At 43.5% G+C, this 13,211-nt stretch carries 13 protein-coding genes; 7 read left to right on the forward strand and 6 right to left on the reverse strand.

The features are described 5' to 3' along the window. The first annotated feature begins 71 nt into the window (after positions 1-71). The 5 genes from AC2VE5_RS00300 to AC2VE5_RS00320 all read left to right on the forward strand — a co-directional run bounded on the left by AC2VE5_RS00300 (position 72) and on the right by AC2VE5_RS00320 (position 4,040). Complete coding sequence (locus AC2VE5_RS00300; protein WP_486885785.1) at positions 72-440, forward strand: 2Fe-2S iron-sulfur cluster-binding protein; 369 nt, start codon at positions 72-74, stop codon at positions 438-440. Positions 441-504: 64 nt separating this feature from the next. After that, positions 505-927, forward strand: coding sequence for a thermonuclease family protein (locus tag AC2VE5_RS00305; RefSeq protein ID WP_486885786.1), 423 nt, complete (start codon positions 505-507; stop codon positions 925-927). A 2-nt stretch (positions 928-929) separates the two neighbouring features. After that, the gene (locus tag AC2VE5_RS00310) at positions 930-1,763 is read left to right on the forward strand and encodes an inositol monophosphatase family protein (RefSeq protein WP_486885787.1); all 834 of its coding nucleotides are present in this window, start codon (positions 930-932) and stop codon (positions 1,761-1,763) included. A gap of 91 nt (positions 1,764-1,854) precedes the next feature. Next, positions 1,855-2,796 carry a J domain-containing protein gene (locus tag AC2VE5_RS00315; RefSeq protein WP_486885788.1) on the forward strand — a complete coding sequence of 314 codons (942 nt, stop codon included), beginning with the start codon at positions 1,855-1,857 and terminating at the stop codon, positions 2,794-2,796. Next, positions 2,793-4,040: an ATP phosphoribosyltransferase regulatory subunit gene (locus tag AC2VE5_RS00320; protein WP_486885789.1), complete on the forward strand. Its 1,248-nt coding sequence runs from the start codon at positions 2,793-2,795 to the stop codon at positions 4,038-4,040. The genes AC2VE5_RS00315 and AC2VE5_RS00320 overlap by 4 nt, the downstream gene beginning before the upstream one ends. Here AC2VE5_RS00320 and AC2VE5_RS00325 read toward each other — a convergent pair whose 3' ends face one another. From AC2VE5_RS00325 to AC2VE5_RS00335, 3 genes are all read right to left on the reverse strand, one after another. Beyond that, positions 4,041-5,267 (reverse strand): inorganic phosphate transporter, encoded by a 1,227-nt coding sequence (locus tag AC2VE5_RS00325; protein ID WP_486885790.1) that lies wholly within the window; start codon positions 5,265-5,267, stop codon positions 4,041-4,043. A gap of 104 nt (positions 5,268-5,371) precedes the next feature. Continuing rightward, positions 5,372-6,553, reverse strand: a complete 1,182-nt coding sequence (locus tag AC2VE5_RS00330) for a homospermidine biosynthesis protein (RefSeq protein ID WP_486885791.1) — start codon at positions 6,551-6,553, stop codon at positions 5,372-5,374. Between the two features lie 36 nt (positions 6,554-6,589). Then, positions 6,590-7,105: an O-acetyl-ADP-ribose deacetylase gene (locus AC2VE5_RS00335; RefSeq protein ID WP_486885792.1), complete on the reverse strand. Its 516-nt coding sequence runs from the start codon at positions 7,103-7,105 to the stop codon at positions 6,590-6,592. Positions 7,106-7,264: 159 nt separating this feature from the next. Between AC2VE5_RS00335 and cobO the strand changes: the two genes are divergently transcribed. After that, on the forward strand, positions 7,265-7,921 hold the full coding sequence (gene cobO, locus AC2VE5_RS00340; RefSeq protein WP_486885793.1) for a cob(I)yrinic acid a,c-diamide adenosyltransferase: 657 nt from the start codon (positions 7,265-7,267) through the stop codon (positions 7,919-7,921). 57 nt (positions 7,922-7,978) lie between these two features. Then, on the forward strand, positions 7,979-9,001 hold the full coding sequence (locus AC2VE5_RS00345; RefSeq protein WP_486885794.1) for a M20/M25/M40 family metallo-hydrolase: 1,023 nt from the start codon (positions 7,979-7,981) through the stop codon (positions 8,999-9,001). Here the strand turns inward: AC2VE5_RS00345 and murD are convergent. The 3 genes from murD to AC2VE5_RS00360 all read right to left on the reverse strand — a co-directional run bounded on the left by murD (position 8,984) and on the right by AC2VE5_RS00360 (position 12,884). Further along, complete coding sequence (gene murD / locus AC2VE5_RS00350) at positions 8,984-10,348, reverse strand: UDP-N-acetylmuramoyl-L-alanine--D-glutamate ligase (protein ID WP_486885795.1); 1,365 nt, start codon at positions 10,346-10,348, stop codon at positions 8,984-8,986. The two genes, AC2VE5_RS00345 and murD, sit on opposite strands and share 18 nt — an antisense overlap. Positions 10,349-10,354: 6 nt before the next feature. Then, positions 10,355-12,523: a glycine--tRNA ligase subunit beta gene (glyS, locus tag AC2VE5_RS00355; protein ID WP_486885796.1), complete on the reverse strand. Its 2,169-nt coding sequence runs from the start codon at positions 12,521-12,523 to the stop codon at positions 10,355-10,357. 61 nt (positions 12,524-12,584) lie between these two features. Continuing rightward, the gene (locus AC2VE5_RS00360) at positions 12,585-12,884 is read right to left on the reverse strand and encodes a DUF3288 family protein (protein WP_486885797.1); all 300 of its coding nucleotides are present in this window, start codon (positions 12,882-12,884) and stop codon (positions 12,585-12,587) included. Positions 12,885-13,211 lie beyond the last annotated feature (327 nt).

The following is a 13,211-nucleotide window of genomic DNA, read 5'->3' on the forward strand; positions in this document are numbered from 1 at the left end:
ATGTCGCGATCTCCAATTGTACACGCAATGAGACGTTAAATTGAATAAAGCTGAAAATATTTCTTTTAATTATGACTCGTTACTTCACTGTTAAGATACGCGATCGCATTTCTAACCAAGTTCACACTCTCCAAGTACCCGAAACTAGCTACATTTTGCAAAATGCTGAAAATCAAGGGGTAAAATTACCTTACTTGTGTCGCAATGGCGCTTGCACCACCTGCGCCGTGCGGGTAGTATCGGGAGAAATCTATCAGCCTGAAGCCATGGGTCTATCCCATGAATTGCGCAAACAAGGCTATGCTCTACTGTGTGTAAGCTATCCTCGCTCTGACTTAGAAGTAGAAACTCAAGACGAAGATGAAGTTTACGAACTCCAATTTGGGCAATACTTCGGCAGAGGTAAAGTTAAAGTGGGTTTGCCCTTAGATGAGGAGTAAAAAGTTTGCTTGTATACTGTTAATTCTACTAATTGGGTGTCAGAGTGCAACCAAACCTCAAGGCTTGACTGTACAAGTAAAACGGGTACTTAGCGGACAAACGATAGAAGTAGTCAGTAATGATAAAACAATGCAAGTGCGGCTAATTGGAATTGACGCGCCCGACTTGCAACAACAGCCTCACGGACAAGCAGCCAAAGCTTTGTTAACTCAAATAGTCACCGATAAAGAAGTAATTCTCGAACTTGACGAACAAAAGCAAGACGAATTTGGGCGGTACTTAGCTTACGTGTGGAGTGATCGCCTAATAAACGAATATTTGCTAAAACAAGGAGTAGTAATTGTGGCAATGAAGTCGCCAAATCACAAATACGACACCCGCTTAGTTCGCGCTCAAGAATGGGCTAGACTTCAAGAGCAGGGAATCTGGAACCCCAAGCAACCGTTGACTATGACTCCCGCCGAATTTCGCGCTCAGTATCGCTAACTATGACTTCACCACAACAATTGTTAGGTTTTCTAGAAATTGCCACCGAAGCCGCCCTAGCGGCGGGTGAAGTCTTGCTCAGTTATTTAGGTAATATCGGTACGGCGACTCAAAAAGGTCGTCCAGGTGACTTAGTTACGATTGCTGATCAAGCTTCTGAAGCTGTAGTTTTAGAAATTTTACAGCGACACTTTCCCGACCACTCAATTCTTGCTGAGGAATCGGGCAAACTAGGATTACCAGAAAGTCAATACTTGTGGGCAATCGATCCGCTTGATGGTACAACTAACTATGCTCATCAATACCCCTTTTTTGCTGTTTCCATTGGGCTATTGATTGCTGGCGTACCAGAAGTTGGAGTAATTTTCGATCCCTTTGCTCAAGAACTATTCCGCGCTGCTAAGGGGCTAGGTGCAACCAAAAATCGTCTCCCCATTCAAGTTTCTGCTACAACTCAATTAAGTGAAAGCTTGTTGGTGTCAGGGTTTGCTTACGATCGCCACGAAACAGCAGATAATAATTATGCCGAATTTTGTCACCTAACTCATCTTACCCAAGGAGTGCGACGCAGTGGCTCGGCAGCACTAGATTTAGCCCACGTTGCTTGTGGGCGTTTGGATGGCTACTGGGAGCGAGGAATTGCCCCCTGGGATATTAGCGCTGGAGTAATTCTACTTCAAGAAGCTGGCGGCAAAGTCACAGCTTATGATGAGAGTCCGTTGAGCATTGAATCTGGGCGAATTTTGGCTACTAATGGCTTGATTCACCAGAGTTTGAGTCAGGAACTAATAAAAGTACCTGCTAAAGCTGCTAGAAGCAATATAATTGCTAAATAGCCAAGAATAGATGTTACCGTTTTGACTTAGCTAAAAGGGGATTGTAGCACCCGTAAATAAACTTTTATGACAGGCAAGCGAACAGCGTTTTATGTCTTTACATATTGATATCGGGCTATTCAAATTTGACTTTACAGATTGCCACGCAGTTTTAGGCGTACCTATTGATGCAGATTTTAAGGACATTCGCCAACGATACTTAAAAATTGCCCGCCGCTTGCACCCTGATAGTACGGCAGCTAAAGGGGAAGTCGAAAAACAAAGAGCCAACGATTTATTCTCTAAAATTGTCAATCCAGCTTACGAAAAATTTACCACAGAGCGATCGCGTGCCGAATACCTGGTGCTTTTAAAAGATATTAGCAGACGGGTAAGACAAGAACAAAATCCTCCACCATTGCAGCACGAACTATCTCAAGAGTTGGCTAAAACAAACAATGTAGAACATATTTATAAAATTGCGCTGCATAAACTCGCCCCCAATCAATATCAAGACTTAGAGCAAGTCACACAAATTATTGCTCAAATTAGCGAACTAAATTTAGTCTATTTGATGCGTCAAGCAGATAAAGCCTTTATTTCTGGATCGCAACCATTTCCAAGTAGTATCCAAAAACCGCCAGGAGAAAGCAAACAAACGCCGCCCCCGCCGCCAGATACACCAGCCCAAGAAACTCTAGTCGATCAATACCTGCGTCGCGCTCAAAAGTTGATGGAAAAGAACAACTTTCCTCACGCCAGAGTAGAATTGCAAGACGCTTTAAAATTAGAACCTAACCACACTATTGCTCATAGCTTAATGGGTATAGTTTATTTAAAACAAAATCAATTAACAATGGCTAGGGTTCACATCAATAAAGCTTTACAATTAAATCCAAATGAACCAATGGCATTAAGAAGCAAACAAGTTTTAGCAGCGGCTACACCAAAAATCGAAGGGCAAACAAATTTAAATAGAACAACAGATAGCTCAGATAAACCAAAAGGTGGCGGTTTATTTGGTGGATTGTTTGGCGGGAAGAAAAATAAATGATTTATCAACCACCCACGGGCGCAAGAGATTTATTACCGCTAGATGTTGCCCAAAAACACTGGATTGAGGAGCGGTTGCAGCAAGTATTTCAACGCTACGGCTACCACCAAATTATTACTTCAACCTTAGAAAGATTAGACACGCTGATGGCGGGGGGTGCAATCGAGCGACGCTCGGTAATTCAATTGCAAGGCTCGGATGAGGAAGAATTGGGCTTGCGCCCCGAACTTACAGCCTCCATTGCTAGAGCCGCCGTAACTCGCATGGCGGGAGTAACTTATCCGCAAAGGTTGTACTACATAGCTAACGTTTTTCGCCGCACTAAAGGCAGTTCTCACAATCGCCAGCAAGAATTTTATCAAGCAGGAGTAGAGTTGCTAGGCGGTGGTGGTGGCTTCGCTGATGCCGAAATACTATTACTGGTAGCGGAGTGTTTGCAAGAACTAGGGTTATCGACTGGATGGCGGTTGATTTTAGGAGAAGCGGGAATCGCTCGGAGTTTATTATCGCCCTTTCCTCCCCAATTGCAAGCTACGGTTAGAAAAGCGATCGCATCAATAGATCGAGTAACGTTAGAAAGCTTACCCTTAAGCGAGCAGTTGCGATCGCGGGCGTTATTATTATTAGACTTACGCGGTAATCCCGCCGATGTCTTGCAGCGCGTTGCTAGTTTAGATTTGGACGAAGCGCAAACCGAGGCAGTGCATCATCTTAAATCGTTAATATCCTTGCTAGATGAGTGCTATCCGGGAGCCAATAGTCAATTTCCCTTAATTTTAGACTTAAGCTTGGTGCAGACTTTGGACTACTACACGGGAATAGTTTTTGAAGTTGTCACGGACAGCAACCAAACTCATATATTAGGGCAAGGGGGACGCTACGATCGCTTATTAGGGCTTTATCACCCCCAAGGCGAAACATCCCCAGGCATTGGCTTTGCTTTGAATATAGAAGAACTACAGCAAGTCTTGCTTAGTAGCAGTCAGTTACCCAAGTTTACCCCTGCGAGTAATTGGCTAGTAGTGCCAGAAAACCCCAGTGCTTACGCCGCCGCTTTTGCTTATGCCCAAAAATTGAGAAACTCAAACCATAAAGTGCAAGTAGAGATGGAGCTAGAAGGCAGAAATAGCAATATTATCCGCGAGTACGCCCGCAATCGGCGGATTGGACAAATTGCTTGGATTAACGCTGGAGGCGTACCAACGATTGAATCATTAAACGCGCGATCGCATATTTCTTGTTAGCTACAGAAATAACAACCTGGCCAAGCTAAACAAACCCGCACTTAAAGCGGCACTAACGGGGATAGTAACTAGCCAAGCTAAAGCAATATTTTTTATAGTCGAAAATTGGATTGACTTATAGTTTTGCACAAGTCCAATCCCTACAACGCCGCCAACTAAAGCATGAGAAGTAGAAACAGGTAAACCCAAGCGAGAAGCAAGCAAAATTGTTGTAGCTGTAGCAAGTTCCGCACAAAAACCACCACTAGGTTGCAAAGAAATAATACTTTCGCCAATCGTTGCAATAACTTTTTTTCCCCAAACTGCTAACCCAGCAACAATACCAGCGCCGCCTAGTATCAAAATCCATAAAGGTATATTTAAGACTCCTTGGGGAACGTTACCAGTGTTATTAATGTAAGCAATTACAGCTAAAGGCGCGATCGCATTTCCCACATCGTTTGAACCATGAGCAAAGGCGACAAAGCAAGCACTTAATAGTTGAAATTTGGCTAATTGGCGCTCTACAGGTGAAGGATCGCTAAGATTTGCATTACTCAGTTGTCGCCAGGAATTTAGAGTAATACCCGTAGCTGCGATCGCCCCTATCACTAAAGGTATATCGTGACTAGGAAGCGGTAAATTAGCCATTAATGGCGTATCAATAATCGGTGGTAAGACAATTACACCAAATATACTGACTAAAGCTACACTCAACCAAGGAATCCACTCATCAAGTTGTTCTAGCCGATTAGGTTGGTCTAAAATCCAGCGTTTGATCGCACTATAAAACACCGCCGCAACGATCGCACTTAATAGCGGTGTAACTATCCAGCCTAGAGTAATTAAACCAATAGACGACCAAGCGATCTCATTTATGCCCACCGCGCAAGCACTAAACCCCGCGATCGCACCTACCACCGCGTGAGATGATGCTACAGGTAAGCCTCGACTGGTGGCAATTTGCAGCCACGCGCCACACGCAATTAAAACTGAAGCCATCCCAATTAACAATACTTGCGGTGCATCCGTAAATAAAGCGGGGTTAACGATTTCGGTAGCTAAAGTTTGCGATACTTCTTGTCCAAATAATACCGCTCCAGTAAATTCTAAAACTCCAGCAATTACCAGTGCTTGGCGCAACGTGACAGCTTTGGAACCAACGGATGTTCCCATTGAATTTGCAACATCGTTCGCGCCTAAGTTCCAGGCTACATAAAAAGCTAATAAAGCTAGGAGAAAAATCATATTTGCGATTGTTTTATTTTAAGCAGCATAATTTTTATAGGCGATTTGCGCTTTTGCCTGAGATTTTCATCCCAGGCGATTCAAGTAAACTGCTTTAAAAAAATCTAACTACTGGGAATCATTCTGCCACAAGGATAAGTAGTTGTAGTTTGCTCGGAAGATACCGCCGCCGGAATTTCCTCTATAGGCTGAGTTTTGGCTGCTAAATAATCTGTCCGCAACTTCTCTAACATCGCTTCTCGTCTGTCGTACAACTTCTTCAATTGACGCGGCTGGCACTTTTGCAACACGTAGGCAGTTAGTAAAGGCAACGCGATCGTGCTATCGGTATAACAAACAATTGTATTGGGCAATTCTTCGGGGTCAATTTTGCCCCAGCTTACAGCTTCCGATGGTGTAGCCCCCGATAAGCCGCCTGTATCAGGGCGTGCGTCGGTAAATTGAATGAAATAGTCGTGTCCTCGTTCTTCTAAGCCTAGGACTTCATGCAACTGCGGCTGAGTCTGCAATAAAAAGTTTTTTGGGCTACCACCACCGATAATTACCGCCGCGCTTTTCCCTTCTACATCCGGTATACCAGAATCGCGGGCAGAATAGGCGATCGCAGCAGTTTCGTTTACGTCCATTGAGGGATCGATTATTAGCTGCGATCCTTCTAAGGCTAAAGCCGCAACGTTCATCCCAATCGAACTATCACCGGGGGATGAAGTGTAGATAGGTACGCCGCACTCGTAAGCTGTAGCTAGTAAACAAGAATGCTTTACGCCAATTTGCTTTTCTACTTCCCGCACGTATTTACCTAGCAAATAGTGAAATTCCGCGCTTCCCATACGTTTTTGAAACGGCTCGGCTTGCAAGATTTTCCGAATAAAAGCATCGGTTTCTAGCAGCACGTCGTAGCCAAACATGATGTCATAAATCCGAATAGTTCCTTCTTGGCGCAACTTGACATCATCAACAAAAGGATGTCCGCTATAGAGTTCAAAACCTAAGCCGTAGTGCATATCGTGGTACAAATTTGCACCCGTGCTAATCATCCAGTCAATAAAGCCATTACGGATAAGTGGCGCAAGTACCGAAACCCCATAACCCGCCGGAGTCATGGCCCCTGACAAGCTTACGCCTACGGTAACGCCTGGTTGCAAGACTTGTTTACTCAGCAGTTGGCAAATTTCCCGTAGACGTGCTGAATTGTAGGCAGTGAAGTAATTATCAATTAAATCTACTACGCCAATTTGGGGCTGCATAGGAGTAGGGGAGATTTTGTTACTAGCCAGTTTTGACATTATTTTGGTTCTCTATTATGGACGCGCCGATCTAATTTAGCCATTTTCGGCAAGTTTTTTCACGGCTTCCAGGTAACAATTGTAAGAATCCTTGCTAAAGCAAACTAAAATTACTTGTTCTAGATGGTTATTAGCGCTCAAAAACTTTTGGATTTCTGTAACAGCAATATTTGCCGCTCTTTCTACCGGAAACTTGTATACGCCTGTGCTAATTGCCGGAAAAGCGATCGTTTTAATTTGATAATCTTTAGTTAGTTCTAAGCTGCGGCGATAACAACTAGCTAATAAATCGTCTTCACCTTGTCTTCCACCCGTCCAAACTGGTCCCACGGTATGAATTACCCATTTAGCCGGAAGGTTGTAGCCTTTAGTAATTTTAGCGTCACCAGTAGCACAGCCGTTTAACTTGCGGCATTCTTGCAAAAGTCCAATTCCGGCGGCGTGATGAATTGCCCCATCAACTCCACCACCGCCTAGTAAAGAATTGTTGGCGGCGTTAACTATGGCATCTATTTCTAGGGTTGTAATGTCCTTTTGAATAACTGTTATCATCTTTTCATCCCCCACAGATATAGCAATCCTAGATCAATTGCGAACGTAGGGACGCAATACATTGCGAAGGCATCTTTTGGGAAGAATCCTTCTTTCCAAAAATGCCGCTCCCTACTGTTTCAACTTACAATTTTTAGTAATAGTGATTGCCAAAAATTGATGCAAACTAATTCTTTAAACAATGAAACGGATGTAGCGGGAGCGAACTCATCTCTGCTGACTGAAGAACAGTATCAAAGCAAGATGCAGAGGCGCAAGGAAGTACAACAAGAGCGCGTAGCTAAAGCGTCTCAAGAAAAGGGCTTAATTATTGTCAATACAGGCAATGGTAAGGGTAAAACTACCGCCGCTTTAGGAATGGTGTTGCGGAGTTTAGGTCATGGTTATAAAGTAGCGATCGTCCAGTTTATTAAGGGCGCTTGGGAACCTGCGGAAAAGGCTGTATTTAGTCTATGGCAAGAACAATTAGAGTTTCATGCTATGGGTGAAGGGTTTACTTGGGAAACGCAAGACAGAAGCCGCGATATTGAAAAAGCTGGGCAAGCTTGGCAAACTGCTTTAACTTTTATCCGCAACCCTGATTATAAGTTGGTGCTGCTAGATGAGGTAAATGTTGCTCTAAAACTAGGCTACTTGCAGGTTGAGGAAGTCTTAGCTGGCTTAGAAGAAAAGCCTGTAGATACTCACGTTATCCTGACTGGGAGAGGCGCTCCTTTGGCGCTAATTGAACACGCGGACTTAGTTACAGAAATGACGATGATTAAGCATCCTTTTCGCGAACAAGGCGTAAAAGCTCAACCAGGAATTGAATATTAGCAGTGCGATCGCCCTATCCTAGTTGTTATGCTAAAAAGGGGGTGATCGCACTTTCAAATGAGTAAATTGATTCTGTTTTTGCTATTACTACTCTTAGGTGTGGGAGTAGTTAGTAGTAAATTCTTTAGTTCTCCTCAACCTGTATCTGCACCGATTGAGATTAAGCAAAAAGTAGCTACAAGTAAACCTGTACTTTCTACGCCACAAGTATCAACAACTCGCTTATTTACACATCTTCAGAAGTTAAATCACGATTACGCACAGCGTAGCGCCAAAGGCGATCGCTACACCAATAAAAATCGCACTATTGCCCGCAATTACATCACGGCATCTCTAAAAAGTCTCGGTTGGTCGCCTAGTCTACAACGTTTTGCTGATGGTATAAATATTGTTGCCGAACGTCCGGGAGTAAGACCAAAAGCTGGCACAATTATTGTTGCTGCTCATTACGATACTGTCCCCGGTTCTCCTGGGGCGGATGATAATGCAAGTGGAGTTGCAACTCTACTCGAAATTGCTCGAATTTTTCAATCTCTCCCTACTCCACAGACTTTAAAGTTAGTTTTCTTTGATGCCGAAGAAATCGGCTTGCGCGGTAGTTTGGCATTTACGGCAAATAAAGCAAATTTAGCTAACTTGAGCGGCGTTGTGGTTATGGATATGATTGGGTTTGCTTGCTATACTCCTGGTTGTCAGAAATACCCGCCAGGATTGGCAACAATTACACAATGCGATTACGCACAGCGTAGCGCCAAGGGCGATCGCGGTGACTTTCTAGCCGTAGTCAGCGATGCGGAAAACTTGCAACTGATTAATGCTTTCAACAGCGCCACATTACCCGTAATAACTCTACCTATTCCGCTTAAAGGTTTATTTACCCCGGATGTTTTACGCAGCGATCATGCGCCTTTTTGGTATCAAGGAATTGGCGCGGTATTAGTTACAGATACGGCAAATTTGCGATCGCCTCACTATCATCAACCAAGCGACACGGTAGCAAATATTGATCGCCCTTTTTTTGCAGGTGCGGCGCAAGTTGTGGTCAATGCTACTCATAGATTGTTACAGCGCCAAGCATAATTGACGGAAAGAGTCGCCTCTTTGCTCAAAATTTTGATATTGGTCGAAACTTGCACAAGCAGGGGATAGTAACACTACAGAAGCGTTGTATTGTGGTGCTAATTCTGCCGCCTTGATTACGGCTTTATCCATTGTTTCGACAATTTGATAATGAGTGTAACCCTCTTGTTGCAAACGTTCGGCAAATTGTTTGGCGGCGTTGCCAATAAGTAATACCGCCGCCGCCTTAGCTTGAATTGCCTTTATCCAACTACTATCGTCACCTGCTTTAGCTTCGCCACCAGCAATTAAAATCGCCTTTCTATCAATCGCCGATAACCCAACTTCCGCCGCATCGTAATTAGTCGCCTTGCTGTCGTTAATAAAGTTTATCCCTTGCCAAGTACAAATATGTTCTAAGCGATGAGGAACTCCAGGAAAATTAGCTATAGCTGATGCGATCACCCTATTATCAATTCCCGCCAATTTCGCCGCCGCGATCGCCATCAACAGATTTTGCCAGTTGTGTTTTCCTGCCATCCGCAAAGCCGATACTTCGACAATTTGTTCGCCACCAAATACTACCCAGTCAGCCTCTATATACGCTCCAAACTTTGGATTTCCGATTACATAATCTTTACCTCTAACGCTCGTCCAACAAGCTGAGGGCTGCCAAAAACTAGCCCCTAGATGGCTTAAATATTCATCATCGCCATTAAAAATTTGTTGTTTAGACTGCCGTAATAAATAGGCTTTAATCTCAAAATAGCGCTCCAAGGTTTGGTGACGGCTGAGATGATCGGGTGTAAAAGTTGTCCATACGCCGATTTTCGGCGCAATACTCGCCGATGACTCGATTTGATAGCTACTAAGCTCGGCAATTACCCAATCAGGAGTGATGCCCTTATTTCTTGCTTCTAACGCCAATTCACAAGCTGCGTAGCCAATATTGCCGCAAGCTGGAGCATTAAAACCCGCCGCCTGAAATATAGCGGCGATTATTGCTGTAGTTGTAGTTTTGCCATTTGTCCCTGTAATTCCCACCCAAGCGGGTGTATTTAAAACGCGCCACGCAAGTTCTATCTCGCCAATGGTTTCGATGGCGCGATCGCGTGCTTCAACCAAAATAGGCGCATCCCAAGGCACGCCAGGACTTACAACGATGATTTTTGGTAAGTCCCCATCCTCTAAATTCAACGAATAATTTAGCTTTACTTCTATATCTTCGGCGGCTAATTGCGCTTGCTGCTGTTGGAGAGTTTCATTAAAAGCGCGATCGCTTATTATTACATTCCAACCATCACCCTTTAACAACCTGGCGGCGGCAATCCCCGACTTTCCAAGTCCAATTATATGAGCCGTTTTCATCTGTTTCTACCCTTTAACAATCGCTCCAAAATCACCTAAAACGCGGGCGTGATTTCTCAATAAACCCAACAAATTCAAACGATTTTGTTTAATATTTGGGTCATTATCCATCACAAGTACGCTATCGTCTCCATCAAAAAACTTGCTGACAACGGGCGCAATCTCGCCTATTGCTTCAACTAACTGCTGATAATTGCGATCGCTCTTTGCGGCTTGAGTTTGGGGGACTAATTGCACTAAACCCTCATAAAAAGCAGATTCAGAGGACTTTTGAAACAACTCTGGATTTACAATTTCTTGGGGGTTTAATTGGGTAGTGTCTAAGTTTCCTTGTGCTGCTAAACGAGTAGAACGGTTGACGGTTTCGTAGATTTTCTCTAAAGTACGATTGTTGCGGATGGTTTGTAAGAATATTGCGCGATCGCGTACATCTAATAAATCCGTCAATGCTCGTAAATTATATTCCGCGTCTTTCTCGCTACAAGCTGCGTTTACCAAGTCGTAGTCAATACAGCGCTCGTCTTGTAATTGGTTGCGGATTCTTTGAATAAAAAACTCTTGCAACTGTACCTTGGTTTCTTCGCTGGCAATTTGTTCTAGCAAAGCATCTAAGTTAATTGGCAAGTCTGCCATCCAAATGATATTAATAATGGCATTGGCTGCACGGCGCAAAGCGAAAGGATCGGATGAACCCGTTGGCAACATTCCAAGTCCAATTATACTAACCAAAGTATCGAGCCTGTCTGCGATCCCGACAATTTGACCAGCTAAAGATTTCGGCATTGCATCCCCTGCACCTTTGGGTAAGTAATGCTCCTCAATTGCAGTAGCTACAGCCTCTGATTCTCCACTGGCTAAAGCGTACTTTTGCCCCATTATTCCCTGCAATTCGGGAAATTCGTAGACCATTTGGGTAACTAAGTCGGCTTTGCACAATAAAGCTGCGCGTTCAACTTCTTGACTTGCTAGTGCGTCTAATTGCAATTGCTCGTTAATCAGCCTAGCAATCCTAACTATCCGCTCTACTTTGGCACGTACCGAGCCTAAATCTTCTTGAAATGTGACCTTTTCCAGCTTTGGTAAATAGTCTTCTAGAGGTTTTGCTAAATCGGCATTATAGAAAAATTGCCCATCCGCCAACCGCGCGCGAATTACTCTTTCATTCCCCGCCGCAATAATATCGCTTTTAAGGGGATCGCCATTGGAAACAGTGATGAAATAAGGTAATAGAGTATCAACCGATTGGGTGTTATTGGCACGAGCGCGATCGCTAATTCCTTGTAAATTCCCGCTAACTGCTTTAAACACTGGGAAATAACGCTGATGAGTTACCATTACCGTTGTAATTACTTCTGGGGGTAAGAGTAAAAATTCTTCGTCAAACTTCCCCACAACAGCAGACGACCATTCGACTAAATTTGTAACTTCCTCTAATAATTCTGGATAGTTAGCCAAATTTCCGCCTAAATTCCGCGCTACGGACTCGACTTGTTCTTGAATTTTGGCAAGTCGTTCTTTTTCATCTACATTGACAAATGCCGAGCGCAAGCTACTAACATAATCACTAGCCTTGTTTAAGGTAACAAGTGGCGGATGTAAGACGCGATGACCCGCCGTAATGCGATCGCTTACTATAGTTTCCGAACCGTTAACTAATTCAATTGGCAAAACTGTATCATCAAGCAAAGCAACTAATCTCTCAATCCGGCGGGGAAACCTCAAGTCGCCATCTCCCCAACGCATAAACCTTTTACCTTCTAATTGCAATATCCACCCAGTAGCAATTTCTGCTAATATTTCCGCCGTCGCGCGTCCAGAAATAGTTTGACGAATAAATACAAAGTCACCTTTATCGGTGGGACGAATTTCTAATTCATCTACTTCTACACCTTGCTTTTTAGCAAAACCTACGGCGGCGGGAGTTGGTTTACCATCTTTAAAAGTAGCCTGCGATGGTGGTCCTTTTACTTCACTTTCTCTATCTGGTTGTTTAGCGGGTAAACCTGTAATTAATACAGCCAACCTTCTAGGAGTACCGTAAACTTCCACTGATTGAGTAGTAAGATTATTTTGAGTCAAACTTTGGGGAATAAGTACGCGCCATTGCTGCAACGCATCCGCAACAAAGCTTGCAGGTAGTTCTTCTGTACCAACTTCTAATAAAAAATCAGACATATAAAATATAGTTGCTAGTTAAAACAGTTTACCTGGAATGGCTGACGTGCTGAACGTTATATTAATTCCAGTCCTCATCTTCACCCTTGTTTGCTTTACCCTTATAAAGCGGCGCTTGAGCGTGGATTTGGCGAGTTTTAGCAAACAACTCGGTTTCTGTCATACTCCAGTTGTGCAAAACTCGATCTAAGTCCCCTTGAATATCTCTAGCGCCAGGAAAGCCGTTGTAACGAATCCGCAGCCTAGCAAGTTCCGCCAGGTTGTAATCATTTGGGGGGGATGTTAGTAAATCGTCAACAATAATGCGATCGCGGCGATGTAAAGGATGTTGCCGATCTTTATCTTCTGCTTCTGACATCATAAATAAATTAACTTAAAATCAATACTTGTTTTACTAGAGAACAAACCTCTACTAGAGACTCAGGAGCTAATTAGTAATTTTTGGTTCATAGTTTGTACTAGGCTGATAACTAATAGATTATTCTTATCTGTTACCCAACGTCGCTTGCAAAGTGTCTTTGGCAAACTAAAGTCCATAGCGTTGTGCTAGTGTCAATTTTTAGAGCAAGCTCTCTGCCTTGGCACTCAATCAAAAGTCTAAACCCTTAGCAACGGAATGGTCATTGAGCTATGTCGAAATGTGATTCTTTGCTTTCACTGCTCTCTTGGAATCTGTGGAAGAAAACCT

This window comes from Aliterella sp. E5.1, from assembly GCF_057473825.1.

Excerpts from the sequence above, each read along its gene's own strand:
- AC2VE5_RS00300 (WP_486885785.1), top strand. The coding sequence starts at position 72 with ATGACTCGTTACTTCACTGTTAAGATACGCGATCGCATTTCTAACCAA.
- AC2VE5_RS00310 (WP_486885787.1), top strand. The coding sequence starts at position 930 with ATGACTTCACCACAACAATTGTTAGGTTTTCTAGAAATTGCCACCGAA.
- AC2VE5_RS00315 (WP_486885788.1), top strand. The coding sequence starts at position 1,855 with ATGTCTTTACATATTGATATCGGGCTATTCAAATTTGACTTTACAGAT.
- AC2VE5_RS00320 (WP_486885789.1), top strand. The coding sequence starts at position 2,793 with ATGATTTATCAACCACCCACGGGCGCAAGAGATTTATTACCGCTAGAT.
- AC2VE5_RS00325 (WP_486885790.1), bottom strand. The coding sequence starts at position 5,267 with ATGATTTTTCTCCTAGCTTTATTAGCTTTTTATGTAGCCTGGAACTTA.
- AC2VE5_RS00330 (WP_486885791.1), bottom strand. The coding sequence starts at position 6,553 with ATGTCAAAACTGGCTAGTAACAAAATCTCCCCTACTCCTATGCAGCCC.
- AC2VE5_RS00335 (WP_486885792.1), bottom strand. The coding sequence starts at position 7,105 with ATGATAACAGTTATTCAAAAGGACATTACAACCCTAGAAATAGATGCC.
- cobO (WP_486885793.1), top strand. The coding sequence starts at position 7,265 with ATGCAAACTAATTCTTTAAACAATGAAACGGATGTAGCGGGAGCGAAC.
- AC2VE5_RS00345 (WP_486885794.1), top strand. The coding sequence starts at position 7,979 with ATGAGTAAATTGATTCTGTTTTTGCTATTACTACTCTTAGGTGTGGGA.
- murD (WP_486885795.1), bottom strand. The coding sequence starts at position 10,348 with ATGAAAACGGCTCATATAATTGGACTTGGAAAGTCGGGGATTGCCGCC.
- glyS (WP_486885796.1), bottom strand. The coding sequence starts at position 12,523 with ATGTCTGATTTTTTATTAGAAGTTGGTACAGAAGAACTACCTGCAAGC.
- AC2VE5_RS00360 (WP_486885797.1), bottom strand. The coding sequence starts at position 12,884 with ATGATGTCAGAAGCAGAAGATAAAGATCGGCAACATCCTTTACATCGC.